Origin of the sequence: Mesorhizobium sp. B2-3-5 (assembly GCF_006442395.1) — a bacterium.
Taxonomy (GTDB): Bacteria; Pseudomonadota; Alphaproteobacteria; order Rhizobiales; family Rhizobiaceae; genus Mesorhizobium.
On record NZ_VFVX01000002.1, the window covers coordinates 302,394 to 315,515 of the forward strand.

The 13,122-nt window shown below is 63.9% G+C and carries 14 protein-coding genes; 7 read left to right on the forward strand and 7 right to left on the reverse strand.

The window, feature by feature from the left end:
• Positions 1-35: 35 nt before the first annotated feature.
• Positions 36-2,612 (reverse strand): PAS domain-containing sensor histidine kinase, encoded by a 2,577-nt coding sequence (locus FJ958_RS04325; RefSeq protein ID WP_140739856.1) that lies wholly within the window; start codon positions 2,610-2,612, stop codon positions 36-38.
• A gap of 225 nt (positions 2,613-2,837) precedes the next feature.
• Between FJ958_RS04325 and FJ958_RS04330 the strand changes: the two genes are divergently transcribed.
• The gene (locus tag FJ958_RS04330) at positions 2,838-3,593 is read left to right on the forward strand and encodes a flagellar biosynthetic protein FliO (protein WP_140739859.1); all 756 of its coding nucleotides are present in this window, start codon (positions 2,838-2,840) and stop codon (positions 3,591-3,593) included.
• A 158-nt stretch (positions 3,594-3,751) separates the two neighbouring features.
• Here the strand turns inward: FJ958_RS04330 and dksA are convergent, their stop codons facing one another.
• Together dksA and FJ958_RS31490 are read right to left on the reverse strand one after the other, a co-directional pair.
• Positions 3,752-4,168 (reverse strand): RNA polymerase-binding protein DksA, encoded by a 417-nt coding sequence (gene dksA / locus FJ958_RS04335; RefSeq protein ID WP_006202025.1) that lies wholly within the window; start codon positions 4,166-4,168, stop codon positions 3,752-3,754.
• Positions 4,169-4,259: 91 nt separating this feature from the next.
• On the reverse strand, positions 4,260-4,409 hold the full coding sequence (locus FJ958_RS31490) for a hypothetical protein (protein ID WP_181176276.1): 150 nt from the start codon (positions 4,407-4,409) through the stop codon (positions 4,260-4,262).
• A 10-nt stretch (positions 4,410-4,419) separates the two neighbouring features.
• Between FJ958_RS31490 and FJ958_RS04340 the strand changes: the two genes are divergently transcribed.
• The 4 genes from FJ958_RS04340 (at position 4,420) to FJ958_RS04355 (ending at position 8,243) form a co-directional block, all read left to right on the forward strand.
• Positions 4,420-4,923, forward strand: coding sequence for a histidine phosphatase family protein (locus FJ958_RS04340; RefSeq protein ID WP_140739862.1), 504 nt, complete (start codon positions 4,420-4,422; stop codon positions 4,921-4,923).
• A 76-nt stretch (positions 4,924-4,999) separates the two neighbouring features.
• Entirely contained in the window at positions 5,000-6,478 is a 1,479-nt protein-coding gene (locus FJ958_RS04345; protein WP_140739865.1) for a YcjX family protein, read from the forward strand.
• Complete coding sequence (locus FJ958_RS04350; RefSeq protein ID WP_140739868.1) at positions 6,475-7,569, forward strand: YcjF family protein; 1,095 nt, start codon at positions 6,475-6,477, stop codon at positions 7,567-7,569. Before FJ958_RS04345 ends, FJ958_RS04350 begins: the two co-directional genes overlap by 4 nt.
• A gap of 122 nt (positions 7,570-7,691) precedes the next feature.
• Positions 7,692-8,243, forward strand: a complete 552-nt coding sequence (locus tag FJ958_RS04355) for a hypothetical protein (RefSeq protein ID WP_140739870.1) — start codon at positions 7,692-7,694, stop codon at positions 8,241-8,243.
• A gap of 88 nt (positions 8,244-8,331) precedes the next feature.
• On the opposite strand, the gene FJ958_RS04360 is transcribed toward FJ958_RS04355, so the two are convergent.
• Positions 8,332-8,559 (reverse strand): hypothetical protein, encoded by a 228-nt coding sequence (locus tag FJ958_RS04360; protein WP_246679478.1) that lies wholly within the window; start codon positions 8,557-8,559, stop codon positions 8,332-8,334.
• Positions 8,560-8,861: 302 nt separating this feature from the next.
• On the opposite strand from FJ958_RS04360, the gene FJ958_RS04365 reads away from it, so the two are divergent.
• Both FJ958_RS04365 and FJ958_RS04370 read left to right on the forward strand, forming a co-directional pair.
• Positions 8,862-10,697 (forward strand): monovalent cation:proton antiporter-2 (CPA2) family protein, encoded by a 1,836-nt coding sequence (locus tag FJ958_RS04365; RefSeq protein WP_140739873.1) that lies wholly within the window; start codon positions 8,862-8,864, stop codon positions 10,695-10,697.
• Positions 10,698-10,711: 14 nt separating this feature from the next.
• Positions 10,712-11,257 (forward strand): DUF924 family protein, encoded by a 546-nt coding sequence (locus tag FJ958_RS04370; protein WP_140739876.1) that lies wholly within the window; start codon positions 10,712-10,714, stop codon positions 11,255-11,257.
• Between the two features lie 7 nt (positions 11,258-11,264).
• On the opposite strand, the gene folK is transcribed toward FJ958_RS04370, so the two are convergent.
• The 3 genes from folK to folP form a co-directional block, all read right to left on the reverse strand.
• On the reverse strand, positions 11,265-11,777 hold the full coding sequence (gene folK, locus FJ958_RS04375; protein WP_140739878.1) for a 2-amino-4-hydroxy-6-hydroxymethyldihydropteridine diphosphokinase: 513 nt from the start codon (positions 11,775-11,777) through the stop codon (positions 11,265-11,267).
• Positions 11,761-12,120: a dihydroneopterin aldolase gene (gene folB, locus FJ958_RS04380; RefSeq protein ID WP_140612433.1), complete on the reverse strand. Its 360-nt coding sequence runs from the start codon at positions 12,118-12,120 to the stop codon at positions 11,761-11,763. Before folB ends, folK begins: the two co-directional genes overlap by 17 nt.
• 97 nt (positions 12,121-12,217) lie before the next feature.
• Positions 12,218-13,078: a dihydropteroate synthase gene (gene folP, locus FJ958_RS04385; RefSeq protein WP_140739879.1), complete on the reverse strand. Its 861-nt coding sequence runs from the start codon at positions 13,076-13,078 to the stop codon at positions 12,218-12,220.
• Positions 13,079-13,122 lie beyond the last annotated feature (44 nt).

Consider the following 13,122-nt stretch of genomic DNA (forward strand, 5'->3'; position numbering starts at 1 on the left):
TCGGGGCGTTGCGCAAGACGGATTACGGGAGAACGCTACGACTCGAGCATGTCCTTGACGATCGTTGCCAGCTGCTTGAGCGAGAACGGCTTCGGCAGGAAGCCGAAATGCGCCTCCGCCGGCAGGTTCCTGGCGAACGCGTCCTCGGCGTAGCCGGACACGAAGACAAACTTGATGTCCGGCTGGCGCTTGCGCAATTCGCCCAGCAGGGTCGGCCCGTCCATCTCCGGCATCACCACGTCCGAAACGACGATGTCGACCTTGCCGCCAAGGGCCTCGAACACTTCCAGCGCCTCGACGCCCGAGGATGCCTCATGCACGGTGTAGCCGCGCGAGGTCAGCGCCCGCACGCCGCCCATGCGCACGGCGTCCTCATCCTCGACCAGCAGCACGGTAGCCGAACCGGACAGGTCCTTGGTGTTGTCAGCCGGTTTGACAGGCGCTGAGCTCGGCGTGTCACCCGGTTCGGCGGCCTTCTTCGCTTCCGCAATGTGGCGCGGCAGGAAGATGCGGAAGGTCGATCCCTTGCCGACCTCGGAATCGCAAAAAATGAAGCCGCCGGTCTGCTTGATGATGCCATAGACCATGGATAGGCCAAGGCCAGTGCCCTTGCCGACCTCCTTGGTGGTGAAGAACGGCTCGAAGATCTTCTTCAATACGTCGGGCGCGATGCCGCTGCCGCTATCCTCGACTTCGACCACGACATAGTCTGCCGCGGTGAGTTCGCGGTAGGGGAAGGTCTTGCACTCCTCGGCGGTCACGTTGCGGGTGCGCACGGTGAGGTCGCCGCCGGCCGGCATCGCGTCGCGCGCATTGACGGCCAGGTTGACCACCACCTGCTCGAACTGGCCGATATCGACCTTGACCGGCCACAGATCGCGGCCGTGGTCGATCTTCAGCTTGATATCGTTACCGACCAGGCGGGCAAGCAGCATCCTGAGATCGGCGAGCACGTCGGTGAGGTTCAACACTTCCGGCCGCAGCGTCTGTTTGCGCGAGAAGGCCAGCAACTGCCGCACCAGCGAGGCCGCCCGGTTGGCGTTCTGCTTGATGTTCATGATGTCGGGAAAGGATGGATCCGACGGCCGGTGATTGGTCAGGAGCAGGTCCGACGCCATGATGATGGCGGTCAGCACATTGTTGAAATCGTGGGCGATGCCGCCGGCAAGCTGGCCGACCGCCTGCATCTTCTGGCTTTGCGCCATCTGCCCTTCGAGCGCCTTCTGCTCGGTCGTCTCGACGGCGTAGACGATGGCCGATTCCTCGGCCCCCTCGCCGCCGGTGCCGTCGGCGACGGCATTGACGTAGAAACGGATGTGCCGCTCTTCATTGCCGGGCAGCACAGTGTCGATCGGGTCGATGTCGGCCTGCCGCTGCCGGGCCTTCTCGAATGCAGCGGCAAAGGCCGGCCGGTCGCGCTCATGGATCACCGTATCGAGGCGCACGCGGCGATCCACGGCGTCCCGGTCGACCACCGAGGAAAACAGCAACAGGAACGGCGCATTGGTGCGCAGGATGCGCCCGTTGGCATCAACGCCCGCGATCGCCATCGGCGTGGAATTGAAGAAGCGGGTGAAGCGCACTTCCGAAGCGCGCAGATCGGCCGAAGCATCCTCGCCCTGCGTGCGGTTGAGCACGATCGTGCGGGTCGGGCCGCCGACGCCTTCCCGGCTGGCTGAAACGCGATGCATGAAGCGCACGGGCAGCGCCTCGCCCGTCATCGTCGTCAGGTCGAGATCGATGACCGCATTGCGCGTCGTGCCGGGGTCCGCCTTGACCGAGCGCACCAGCGCCATGCCGTCGCCGGCAACGATGTCAGGCAAGGTCACGGCGCCAGGCGTAAAGCTGGCGAGATCGATACCAAGCCACTCCGCGAGCGTGGCGTTGATGTAGGTGACACGGCCGTCCTGGTCGGCGGAAAAGAAGCCGGCCGGAGCGTGGTCGAGGTGATCGATGGCCTTCTGCAGGTCGAGGAAGAACCGCTCCTGCTCGGCTCGCTCCTGCGAAATATCGGCGAGTTGCCAGGCCAGCATGGGCAGCCGCTGGCCCGGAACGCTGAAGGTGCGGGCGCGGGTCCTGTACCAGCGCGCGCCAGGTTCGGCGCCCGGCCGGATCGATTGCGCCAGCCGGAACTCACCGTCGCCCGGTTGCCCGTCGCGCAGGCCGGATGCCAGCCGGTAAATGGTCACCGACGCCTCGGGAACATCCGAAAGCAGCCCCTCGACCGTCTTCAGATCGGCGGCCGATGAGGCTCCGGTCATTTCGGCATAGGCACGGTTGGCGTAGACGACGCGGCCCTTGGTGTCCGTCACCAGAAGGCCCTGCGACATCGAATCGACGAAAGCCTTGGACAGTTCATCGCCGGTCGAGCGTGGTGTGATCTGCACGAAGCCGATCGCGGTCGCGAACAGGAAGCCGACGCCGATCATCGCCAGCACGCCGAGCATGCCAAGCAGGAAGGGATCGCCGAGACGCTCGCGGAACAGGCCGAAGACGATCGCGGCCCCTGTCAGAACGACGATGAAGATGACCAGCCGGGTGACCGCGCCCGGTCGCGTGTTCTGGTCGACGATCGGTACCGGATAGAAATCGCCGCGCGCTTCCTTGGCCATATGCCCCCTGCTCGTGAAGTCCGATGTTCCGACACCCGCCCCTAGCGGGTTGAATCACATTCTCCTAGTCCGGAAAAGGCCCGGGCGGCAAATGTCAGATAAAAATGATGCCGGCCGGGCGTGGAGTGTTTCGAGCTGTTCACGATGCGCGAAAGGCAACTTGCGGTGGCCAGCCGCAACGGTCTAGTGTCTCGTCACTTTCCAAAAACCGATCAGGGGAAACCAATGCAGTGGCTGGATAGCGTGGCGGGTCCCGGTTATGCCGCGGCACTCCTGTGGACCTTCGCGGCGCTGATCCTGCTGGTCATCGTTCTCATCATCATCAGGCTCGTCCGCAACCTGACCTTCGGCACGTTTGTCGCCGGGGGCCGGAACCGCAAGACGCGGCTCGCCGTCATGGACGCCACCGCCGTCGACAGCCATCGCCGGCTGGTTCTGGTGCGCCGCGACGACATCGAACATCTGCTTCTGATCGGCGGCCCGACCGATGTCGTCGTCGAACGTGATATCCGTCTGGCTGCCCCCCGCCGTCCGGCGCTGACCGGGGACAGCGGCCTGCAGCCCGTCCCGGCCGCGGCCCCGGCGGCAAAACCGCGGCCGCCTCAGCCGGCTCCCGCACAGGCACCGGCACGGCCGGCGCCGGCTCCGCAGCCGGTGGCTGCACCGCCGCCTGTCCGCCCGCGCCCCGCCGCTCCACCGCCGACCCCTGCGCCCGCACCGAAGCCGGCGGCTCACCCCCACCAGTCGACCAATGTCACGCCGCTGCCTGCCTATGGCTCCGCCAACGCCAGCGTTGTCAAACACGCGCCGCCGCCACCGCGGCAGGAAAGCATCGACGATACGCTGATGAAGGAGCTCGAAGTCTCGCTGGACCAGCCTCGCTCCGGCGGCCCGGTGACCAAACCGGCTGCCAAGGCGCCGCAGTCGCTCGACGATGAGATGACCAAGCTTCTGGGCGAACTTTCAAGCCAGAAGAGATGATTGTCGGCCGAGCCGGCCGTCAGCTCGAATTTGGCCCGGTGGCGTTAGCTTTGGTTTGTTTGGGGAGACCGCCTGTCAACAAAAATGGCCGGAAAGTCCGGCCATTTTGATAGTTGCCTCGTCGTGAGCTGCACTGAGCGCGGCCCGGAAGCGACGCATCAGTCGTCGCGATAGACCTTTTCGCGGCGCTCGTGCCGTTCCTGCGCTTCAATCGACAAGGTGGCGATCGGACGTGCGTCGAGCCGCTTCAGCGCGATCGGCTCGCCTGTTTCCTCACAATAGCCGTAAGTGCCTTCGTCGATGCGCTGGAGCGCCGAATCGATCTTCGAGATGAGTTTTCGCTGACGGTCGCGGGCTCTGAGCTCAATGGCGCGGTCGGTTTCCGAAGAGGCGCGATCGGCAAGGTCGGGATGGTTGGCGTTTTCTTGTTGCAGGATTTCGAGAGTTTCACGCGCTTCGCGCAGTATGTCATTTTTCCAGGTGACGAGCTTCAGGCGGAAGTAGGATTTCTGCCGCTCGTTCATGAACGGCTCGTCTTCGGAGGGTACGTAATCGGCGGTAACGATGTCGTTCATTCGACTCACCCAAACAGCCCCAAATTTGGCGCTTATATATTCGCCACCCGACGCCTGCACAAGCGCAATCGGCCACCGGGTCACGCAATTGTTAAAGTGCCCCGACGGCCTTGATCGGAGCAAGATCAAGCTGTTCCGGCGACAGGGCGCCGGTCTTATTCGTCGCGCCGGAGAACACGAACCAGTTGTGCGCCGAGCCGTTCTTGTGGCTAATCGCGGTGCGACTGGCTTTCGGCATCATGGGGGGTTGGGTGAGCAGGCTCTATCTGTTACGGCACGCCAAGGCCGGCTGGGCACAGCCCGGGATGCGCGATTTCGATCGCCCGCTCGACGCATCCGGCCGTGCCGATGCCGACTTGATAGGCGCCGCCATGCGGTCTCGCGGCTATGTTCCGGACCTGACATTGTGCTCCAATGCCAGGCGCGCCAGGGAAACGCTCGAAGGCCTGGCCGGCCAGACAGACACCGGCAAGGTCCTGTTTTTCGACACGCTCTACAGCGAAGACGCGGCCGGTTATCTCAGCCTCATCCGGGAGCACGGCGGCCCTGGTTCATTGCTGGTCATCGGCCACAACCCGATGACGGAGGATCTTGCCATGGCGGTTTCAGGCGACGGCGACGCGACGGCACGGGCCATGCTCAATTATGGCTTCCCCACTTCGGGGCTGGCGGTCGTGCGTTTCCTGGATGATCTGGCAAAGGCAGCCCAGGAAGCGGGTTATCTCGAAGCGTTTCTGACACCGGCCGATCTTTGACGTCGATCTCCGGTGCCATTTCAAAGCCGGGTTCCAGAGCCTATATCGGACGGACCGAAGCCCGAGAGACCGCATTTTGGCATCATCGCTGACCACCTTCACCGACGAGGCGAGAATTGCCCTCGATACGCTGTCGGGACGCGCCACCGGGCTTTTTTCTCCGTCTCTGCGATTGGGTGTCACGGGCCTTTCGCGCGCCGGCAAGACGGTGTTCATCTCGGCCCTCGTCCACAATCTTATCCACGGCGGACGCCTGCCGCTGTTCGAGGCCCAGAAATCCGGGCGCATCGCGCGCGCCTTCCTCGAAGAACAACCCGATGACGCCGTGCCGCGCTTCCAGTACGAGGACCACATCGCCGCATTGGTCAACGACCGCGTCTGGCCTGATTCGACGCGCGCCATTTCGGAACTGCGGCTGACGATCGAATATGAATCGGCCTCAGGCTGGAGCCGTATGTTCTCGTCAGGCAAACTGTCGGTCGACATCGTCGACTATCCCGGCGAATGGCTGCTCGACCTGCCATTGCTGGGTAAATCCTTCGCTGATTTTTCGCGCGAAGCCTTCGAAATGGCCGCGCTGCCCGTGCGCGAGGATTTGTCGCGGGCCTGGCGGGTGATCTCCGCCGAGATCGACCCGAACGCCGACGCCGACGAGATGACGGCACGCCGCCTGGCCGAAAGCTTCGCCGCCTATCTGAAGGCCTGCAAGCTCGACGAAAGGGCCCTATCCACCCTGCCGCCCGGCCGCTTCCTGATGCCTGGCGATCTCGAAGGCTCACCGGCACTGACCTTCGCGCCGCTGGCCGGCCTCGACGACAGGCGCCCGCGTAGCGGCTCGCTGCAGGCCATGATGGAAAGGCGCTACGAAGCCTACAAGACGCATGTCGTCAAACCTTTCTTCCGCGAGCACATCACGCGTCTCGACCGCCAAATCGTGCTGATAGACGCCATGCAGGCGCTGAACGCCGGCCCCGACGCGATGGCCGACCTGGAGCGGGCGGTGACCGAGATCCTGGCCTGTTTCCGTCCCGGCCGGGGCAGCTTCCTCACCGACCTCTTTTCGCGGCGCATCGACCGCATCCTGGTTGCAGCGACCAAGGCCGATCATCTGCACCATGAAAGCCATGACCAGCTGCAGGCGATCGTGCGGCGACTGGCGGATCGCGCCGTGGCGCGGGCGAATTTTACCGGAGCCGACGTCGACGTGGTCGCCATGGCGGCGGTGCGCGCGACGCGCGAAGGCACGGTCAAGCAGGGCCGTGAGACATTGCCTGTTATCATCGGCACGCCGATAGCCGGCGAGAGGATCAACGGCGAAATATTCGACGGAAAGACGGAAACAGCCATATTTCCCGGTGACTTACCGGAGAAAATTGATGCGGTGTTCGATCTTTCGGGGCCCGACCACAGGCAGGATTCCGCGGACCCGGCAATCCGCTTCGTCCGGTTCCGCCCGCCAAAGCTCGAATGCACGGCCGAGGGTGTCACGCTGTCGTTGCCGCATATCAGGCTCGACCGTGCCCTGCAGTTCCTGATCGGAGACCATCTGGCATGACCGAGCCCCGCAAGCCGGCGGCATTCCGCATCGAGCCGGAAGCCGGGACGAGACAACAGAGACAAGAGGCGCCAAGGGCGCGCCAGGCGGAACCGTCGCGCAAACCCCGAGCCATGAAAGCCGATGTTGCGCTGGTCATACCGGCCGAGGTCGATGTTTTCGACGAACCCGACATGATTGCCGCCGAGCCGCCGCCAGCGATCGCCCCCAGAAAACGCTCGCTGTTTGGCGCCATCTTCTTCGGCGCCATGAGCGTGCTGGTTTCGCTGGCTGTCGGCTTGTGGACCGACCAACTGATACGCGATCTCTTCGCCCGCGCCGAATGGCTGGGCTGGCTGGCGGCAGGCATGGCTGTTATCGCCGTGCTGGCGCTTCTGGTGATCCTGATCCGCGAGTTCCTGGCGATTGTGCGCCTCGCCGAAGTCGAAAACCTGCAAAAGCGGGCGCTCGATGCCATCGCGCGCGACGATCCCAAGGCGGCACGATCGGTGGTCGACGCGCTTTCGGCTTTCGTCGCGGCCAAGCCCGAGACCGCTGCCGGCCGGCGCGCACTGGCCGAGTTGCGCGGCGAAATTATCGACGGCGGCAATCTGGTGCGTCTGGCCGAAGCTGAAATTCTGGGCCCCCTCGATGCCAGGGCGAAGGTGATGATTCTGGAGGCCGCCAAACGCGTCTCGCTGGTGACGGCGGTGAGCCCCCGTGCGCTCGTCGACGTCGCCTACGTCGTGTTCGAGGCCGGACGCCTCATTCGCCGCCTGTCGGAACTCTATGGCGGACGGCCGGGAACGCTGGGTTTCTTCCGCCTGGCGCGCAGCGTGCTGGCGCATCTGGCGGTTACCGGCTCGATCGCCGTCGGCGACAGTTTTGTCCAGCAGATCGTCGGTCACGGCCTGGCGGCGCGCCTCTCGGCAAAGCTTGGCGAGGGTGTCGTCAACGGCATGATGACGGCGCGCATCGGCATTGCGGCGATGGAAACGGCACGCCCCCTGCCCTTCAGCGCCGCAAGACGCCCGGGGCTGGGCGATTTCCTCTCGGCACTGACATCGTTTGCCGCCAAGAAAGACATAGAAACGGCCAGCTCCGGCAAATAACGCGCTGCTATCAGGGACGGCGAACAGATTGTGGTTCGAAGGCTCGCAGTGACGAAGCATTAACCAATCTTGTTCATGGTCGAACTGGTTTCAAACAGCCTCGTTGTTGCCGGGTGTCGTCGATGAAAAGCGTAATTCTGTCCAGCGTCCTGCCCCTGGCGGCCGCGATCACAGCAGTCGTCGGCATTGCCTCGGCGGCTTCCGCCGCGGAACCGGACAAGCAGTTCTTCCATTCGGCCGAAGGCAAGTGGGTCGGCCCGGGCGAGATCGTCGCCGGCAAGTACAAGGGCACCAAATTCAACTGCAGCTTCACCGGTTCCACGCCCGACGGCACGATGGGCATGACGCTCGATGGCGGCTGCCGGGTCGGCATGTTCACCCAGCCGATGTCGGCCAAGATCGAGCGCAAGGGCCGCGACTACAAGGGCTCCTTCATGGGTGGCTCTGCCGGCGCAGGCCTCGATATCATCGGCGGCAACGTCGTCGACGCCCGCAAAGTGGTCTTCACCATCAACCGCAATCAGTTGCGCGGCGTCATGCAGGCTCGCATTCCCGACGACAATTCGATGACCGTGACGGTCGCGGTCCGCGTCCAGGACCAGTTAGTGCCTGTCATCGGCATGAACCTGAAGCGCGTCGACGCCGTCGAAGTCGGCTCCATCGCGCCGAACTGAGCGCTTATCACGTCCTGTCCGACGTCCCCCAAAAACAAAGAGGCGGCAGCCCATCGCCACCGTCTCCCTCAAACAGTCGAACCGGGCGTCAGCCCTTGATCGCGGCAGTCGCTTCGTCATAGGCCTTGCAGGCGTCGGCCGGGTTGGTTGTGCCCTGGTATTTGGTCGTCACCGCCTGGACCTTGGCCGTCAGGTCGGCTGCCTTGGACGGATCCTTGGTGATCGCTTCCTGCAGCGCGGCGGCCATGTCCTGCGCTTTCTTGGTGGCGATCTCCGTCGTGCACTCAGGCGCTTTCGAACAGGCTGAACCCCGCAAGCACCGCCATGCCGACGGCAACAAGCAAAAACTTCTTCATGTTAGTCATCTCCTCAAAAAGGGCTCGACTCGATCGTCGCTCACCCTCCAATGGCCGAAGCCGAGCGTGCTTAACCTCCGATCACGGCAAGATGCAACGCGGCGTCAGTCTCAACTTGTGTAACCTGGCTGCAACATTGCCAGTGCTCCGGATTCGGGCTGTTCGATCCCCACCGAAGCCCCTATCCTTTGCCCTGGCGACCAGCCGTGGCGCCTTGATCCCGACCGCACGTGCTGTGGTCCCAACGAATGGAACGACAGGCATGGCGGCAGAGGCATCGGGCAGCGATCTGGTTCAGGTGGTGGCGCTGCTCGCCGCGGGTGTCGTCGCCGTCCCCATCTTCAAGCGCATGGGCCTGGGTTCCATTCTCGGCTATCTCGCAGCCGGTGTGGTGATCGGCCCCTTCGGCCTGCGCATCTTTTCCGAGTCGGGCGCCATTCTCCATGTCGCGGAACTCGGCGTCGTCATGTTCCTGTTCATCATCGGACTGGAAATGCAGCCGTCGCGCCTGTGGGGCCTGCGCCGCGAGATTTTCGGCCTCGGTGCGCTTCAGGTCGGGGTCTGCGCCGTCTTGTTGACCAGCGTGGGAATGGCCGGTGGTTTTCCAGTCTCGCAATCCTTCGTCGCCGGCGCTGGTTTCGTGCTGACCTCGACGGCGATCGTCATGCAGCTTCTTGAGGAACGCGGCGAAATCGCCTCGCCGAAAGGCCAGCGTATTGTCTCCATCCTGCTCCTGGAAGATCTGACTATCGTGCCGCTGCTGGCCCTGATCGCCTTCCTGGCGCCAGGCGGTGCCAACACCAGCCTGTCGGAGCGGCTGACCGAGGTCGGCATCGGCCTTGCGGCGATTGTCGGGCTGGTGCTGGCCGGACGCTATCTGCTCAACCCCTTTTTCCGCATCCTGGCGGATGCCCGTGCCCGTGAGGTGATGACGGCCGCGGCACTTCTGGTCGTGCTCGGATCGGCGCTTGCCATGCAGCTCAGCGGCCTGTCGATGGCGATGGGCGCGTTCCTGGCAGGTGTTCTTCTGTCCGAATCGACCTTCCGCCATCAGCTCGAAGCCGACATCGAGCCGTTCCGCGGCATCCTGCTCGGCCTTTTCTTCCTTGCGGTCGGCATGTCGCTGGACTTGCATGTGGTGGCCGCGAACTGGAGGCTCATCGCCGTCTATGTCGTCGCCTACATGGTGATGAAGGCTCTCGGCATCTACATCGTCGCCCGCGTCCTTAGGACAGGCCATCGTGAAGCGCTCGAACGCGCGGTCTTTATGGCGCAGGGCGGCGAATTCGCCTTCGTCCTCTATTCCGCCGCCGCTGCCGTCGGCATCATCGACAGCCAGGCCAACGCCACCCTGACGGCGATCGTCATCATCTCCATGGTACTGACACCCCTGGCGATCATCGCATTGCGGTACGTCACCCCGCGCGACGAGCAGTCACTCGACGGGGTCGATGTCGCCGACGGCCTGACCGGCAGCGTGCTGGTCATCGGCTTTGGCCGTTTCGGCCAGATCGCCAGCCAGCCGCTGCTGCTGCGCGGTATCGACGTATCGATCATCGACAATGACGTGGAGATGATCCAGGCGGCAGCCGATTTCGGCTTCAAGGTCTATTATGGCGACGGCACCCGGCTGGACATCCTGCATGCCGCCGGTGCCGGCCGGGCACGTGCCGTGCTCATCTGCGTAGACAAGGCAGATGCCGCTGTCCGCATCGCGGAACTCGTCAAGGCCGAGTTTCCTTTGCTGACAGTCCTGGCCCGTGCCTTCGATCGCGGCACCGCGCTGCAGCTCATCCGCGTCGGCGTCGACTACCAGCTGCGCGAGACTTTCGAATCGGCACTGGTTTTCGGCGGCTCGGCCCTAGAGTCGCTTGGTGTCGATCCCGAAGAGGTCGCGGATACGATCGAGGACGTCAGGCGCCGCGACGCCGCCCGTTTCGAAACTCAGCTCGCCGAAGGCATTCGCGCCGGGCAACGTTTCCTGAGAGGCAACATCGGCACGCCCATTCCCACCCCCCTCACCCAGCCGCGCCGCACCGGCCAGGCCCTCAATGAAGAGACGGCGGGCGTTCTGCACAAATCCGAAACCGCCGATTGAACAGGGAAACAAGCATGGAATTGGACAGCAGAGCCCTGTCGGTCACCAAATTCTGGCGTGACGCCGGCGAGGATGCCTGGTTCGAGAAGAGCGACGCCTTCGACACCGCGTTTCGCGACCAGTTTCTCGACCTGCACTACGCAGCCGCCCGGCGCGAGTGCGATGACTGGTCAAACCACGCCGAAGGCTCCCTGGCCCTGATGATCCTGCTCGACCAGTTTCCGCGCAATTGCTTTCGCGGCACCGGCCACATGTACGCCACCGACCCGCTGGCAAGGCATTTCGCTGAAAAAGCTGTCACGGCCGGCCAGGATCGGCTGCTCGAACCGGAGTTCCGCGTGTTCCTCTACCTGCCATTCGAACATTCGGAACTGCTCGCCGATCAGGAGAGGTCGGTGGAACTCACCCAGGCCCATGCGCCGGACTATCTCAGATACGCCGAAGAGCACCGCGACATCATCCAGCGCTTCGGCCGCTTTCCGCACCGCAACAGGATGCTTGGCCGCGAAACCACGGCCGAGGAAAAGGCATTCCTGGATAAAGGCGGTTTCTCAGGCTGACGCCTGCCTACCGCAGCCACCAGTCACGGCCGGATGGCAAGCGCTCGATGCCGGCCGCGTCGACGACGCCCAGGCGCTCCGATACACTTCGCCCACCAACGGCAAGATCCGGCGCGATCTCGGCCAGCGGCGCCAGCACGAAGGCGCGCTCCAGCATGCGCGGATGCGGCACTTCCAGCCCGGTCTCGTGGATGATGCGGTCGCCGAACACCAGAATGTCGATATCGATCAGCCGGGGCCCCCAGCGCTCTTCGCGCACACGCTTCAGTCTGCGCTCGGCATCGAGACAGAGATCAAGCAGCGCCCGCGGCGAGAGCCGCGTCGACAGTTCGGCGGCCGCGTTGAGAAAATCCGGCTGGTCGAGCTTGCCCCAGGGCGGCGTGCGGTAGAGCGATGAGACGGCGGTGACGCGCGTCTCCGCATCGGCATCGAGAATACGCAGCGCCGCGGCCATCGAGGCCGCCGGGTCCCCCAGATTGCCGCCAAGGCTGAGATAGACGGTGTTACTCGGGCCAGACAACGGTCACCTCGACGTAATCGAGCACGCCGGGCACCGGCGCGTTTGGCTTGCGCACGGTGATTTCGGCCTTCCTGATCTGAGGAAACCGCTCGGTCAGCGCCTTTGCCACCTCCATCGCCAGGGCCTCGATCAGAAAACGCCGCTCGCCGGTGATGATCTTCTCGATCACCGCGAAGGCGATGCCGTAATTGACCGTTTCCCCGATGGCGTCGTCGACAAGCGCGCGTCCGGGTTCGACCGAAAGCACCGCGTCGACATAGAAACGCTGGCCGAGCGTCTCTTCCTCGTCCAGCACGCCATGCCGGGCAAAGAAAGCGCAGTTCTTCAGGCGGATGACATACATGGCTCAGCGTCCTGGTCTATTAGAACGACGTGGGTCCACTTGGACGCACAAATACGCTCTAACACTTTTGAATCTACGCATCGTGCTTGCCGCAAATCTATTCCGGTTTTCGGGCCGATGTGGCGGTTTCACGCGCCAGCATAGCATCCGCCACCGCTAGCGCGTCCACGTTGATTGCGACATCATGGACGCGAAACAGATGTGCGCCCTTGAGCCTGAGAATGACACTGGTCGCCGCCGTCCCGACAGCGCGGTCGGCTGCATCGCGGCCGGTGACTGTACCAATGAAGCGTTTTCGCGAGGTGCCGGCCATCAACGGAAAGCCGAGCGCATGGAGTTCGGAGAATCGCGCCATCAGGTCGAGGTTCTCCTCGGCCGTCTCCTTGGCGAAGCCGAAGCCTGGATCGAGCACGATATTGTCGTCGGCCACACCGTGCCCGCGGGCGATCTCCAGCGATTTTCCCAGGAATGCCAGTTGGTCGGCGATCACATCGGGCAGCTTCTCGCGATCCCGCCCGGTATGCATGACAATGAGCCCGGCGCCGGTTTCGGCCGCGACACGCGCAATGTCGGGCTCGCGCTGCAGACCCCAGACATCGTTGACGATATGCGCGCCGGCAGCCACCGCAAGCCGCGCGGTCTCGGCACGATAGGTGTCGATGGAAATCAGCACGTTGGCTAAGCGGGCCAAGGCCTCGATCACGGGCAGGATACGCGCCTGTTCCTCGCTGGCCGATATCGCGCCGGAACCGGGCCTCGTCGATTCTCCGCCGACATCGATGATCCCGGCCCCATCCCCGACCATGCGACGGGCCTGGCCCAGCGCCGTTTCGGGTGCATCAAACAGGCCACCATCGGAAAAACTGTCGGGGGTGACATTGAGAATACCGACGACCACGGCCTTGCGGCCAAGATCGAGATGGCGTCCATGGGCCAGCTGCCATCGCCTCGCCGTCATTGCTCGTCAACCATGGGCCTATCAAGGATGTGCGATCCGCATCG

Excerpts from the sequence above, each read along its gene's own strand:
- FJ958_RS04325 (WP_140739856.1), bottom strand. The coding sequence starts at position 2,612 with ATGGCCAAGGAAGCGCGCGGCGATTTCTATCCGGTACCGATCGTCGAC.
- FJ958_RS04330 (WP_140739859.1), top strand. The coding sequence starts at position 2,838 with ATGCAGTGGCTGGATAGCGTGGCGGGTCCCGGTTATGCCGCGGCACTC.
- dksA (WP_006202025.1), bottom strand. The coding sequence starts at position 4,168 with ATGAACGACATCGTTACCGCCGATTACGTACCCTCCGAAGACGAGCCG.
- FJ958_RS31490 (WP_181176276.1), bottom strand. The coding sequence starts at position 4,409 with ATGATGCCGAAAGCCAGTCGCACCGCGATTAGCCACAAGAACGGCTCG.
- FJ958_RS04350 (WP_140739868.1), top strand. The coding sequence starts at position 6,475 with ATGACCGAGCCCCGCAAGCCGGCGGCATTCCGCATCGAGCCGGAAGCC.
- FJ958_RS04355 (WP_140739870.1), top strand. The coding sequence starts at position 7,692 with ATGAAAAGCGTAATTCTGTCCAGCGTCCTGCCCCTGGCGGCCGCGATC.
- FJ958_RS04365 (WP_140739873.1), top strand. The coding sequence starts at position 8,862 with ATGGCGGCAGAGGCATCGGGCAGCGATCTGGTTCAGGTGGTGGCGCTG.
- FJ958_RS04370 (WP_140739876.1), top strand. The coding sequence starts at position 10,712 with ATGGAATTGGACAGCAGAGCCCTGTCGGTCACCAAATTCTGGCGTGAC.
- folB (WP_140612433.1), bottom strand. The coding sequence starts at position 12,120 with ATGTATGTCATCCGCCTGAAGAACTGCGCTTTCTTTGCCCGGCATGGC.
- folP (WP_140739879.1), bottom strand. The coding sequence starts at position 13,078 with ATGACGGCGAGGCGATGGCAGCTGGCCCATGGACGCCATCTCGATCTT.